This is a genomic window from Flavobacterium sp. H122, from assembly GCF_004959765.1.
Taxonomy (GTDB): Bacteria; Bacteroidota; Bacteroidia; order Flavobacteriales; family Flavobacteriaceae; genus Flavobacterium.
The window spans coordinates 1-1,663 of record NZ_SJZD01000027.1 but is presented as its reverse complement, the minus strand read 5'-3'; the positions used below and the strand labels follow the sequence as shown (position 1 = coordinate 1,663).

The following is a 1,663-nucleotide window of genomic DNA, read 5'->3' as shown; positions in this document are numbered from 1 at the left end:
GGAAGATATTTTGTCAATAAGCCCTATAGGAGTAACGGATAATTTTTTTGAGTTGGGGGGTGATTCTATAATTGCAATACGATTATTAGGAAGAATTAATAAAGAGCTTAACTGGAATTATAAATTATCTGATTTATACCATTATCCATCCATCAGGCTGTTGTTGTCAATTCAAGAGTCAAGAATTCAGGATAAGGACTTAAACGCAATAAAAAATAAAATAGAAGAGGAGTTCGATAGATTGTATGAACAAGAAAATACAGACCCAAATATAGTTGCTGTATTTCCTATGAGTGATATAGAAATGGGAATGGTTTATGAATCATTGTCAAACCCTAAATTAGGGATTTATCATGATCAGTTTATTTTTCCTATACCTGTTGAAAATTTTGATTTGCAATTATTTACAGAGGCAGTTAGTTTATTGGTAAATAAGCATGAAATACTAAGAACAAAATTCGACATGGAAAGCTATGACGAAGCGGTTCATGTTGTTTTTGAGAAGCTGGAAAAAGTTATTGATTTTGAAGATATATCTCATAAAAACAAAGAAGAAATTTATTCTTTAGTTAATCAATTTATGGTTAAAGAACGGATTGAAAATCCGTTTGATATTGCTTCCTCCGATTTATGGAGAATGAAAGTCATAAAAACAGGTCAGAAAGAATGGCATCTTCTTTTTCAGTTTCATCACGCTATACTTGACGGCTGGAGTGTTGCCTCATTTATAACCGAACTTAATACTTTGTATTCCGAGTTGGAATCAAATACTAAAATTGATAGTTTAAGTAAATTAAGTTCAAGTTATAAGGATTACGTAATAGAACAAAAGATAAATAAAGAGAGTACTGAAATTAATGCTTTTTGGAAAGAAAACTTATTGGATTACAAAAAACTGGAAGCATTTAATGAAGTACATTTTTCAAAAAGACATAATTATATAATTAGTAATGAATTATCAGAATCATTACTGAATTTTGGTCAATTAAAAGGCTATTCAATTAAAACTATCACATTAGCCGCATACATCTATACGTTAAAGATGTTGTCATATAATAGTGATATACTTATAGGTTTGGTCACAAACGGAAGACCTCTTTTAGAAGACAGTGATAAGATTTTGGGATGCTTCCTGAATACTACTCCTTTTAGAATTAAAGATTTCGATCATACGTACTTAACTTTCGTAAATCATATACATAACGCTCTTATAAGTCAAAAAGATTTCGAAAATATCAGTTTGTATGATTTGAGTAAGCAATTCTCAAATAATGTAAGGGGAGAGAATCCTTTCTTTGATACACACTTTAACTTTATTGATTTCCACATTTATGATCAAATTGGTATTGATGATCCTTACAGTGTTAACGATGATTCTTTTCTGACAAAATTGAATTATGAAACTACAAATACTTTTTTAGATCTTACAATCAGACCTTTAAAAGAAGGAATCAGTGTTTCATGGAACCAACAACGAACGTTAAAATACAATCAGGTAATAGATGTATTGCATGATTATTTCACTGCGTTTTTAAATAAACTTGTTGAGAACCCAGATAGCTTAATTAAAAATGATGAGATTCTTCCTGAAAGCAAATACTTACTTGAAGGCTTGAACTCAACTAATATTGTCTACCCATCAGATGTTACAGTTTTAGATTTA

General features: G+C 29.8%; 1 protein-coding gene. It reads left to right on the top strand.

Going from position 1 to position 1,663, the window contains the following annotated elements; translation table 11 throughout:
* A partial coding sequence (locus tag EZM65_RS15345) for a condensation domain-containing protein (RefSeq protein ID WP_211196233.1) occupies positions 1-1,663 on the top strand: 1,663 nt, incomplete at both ends.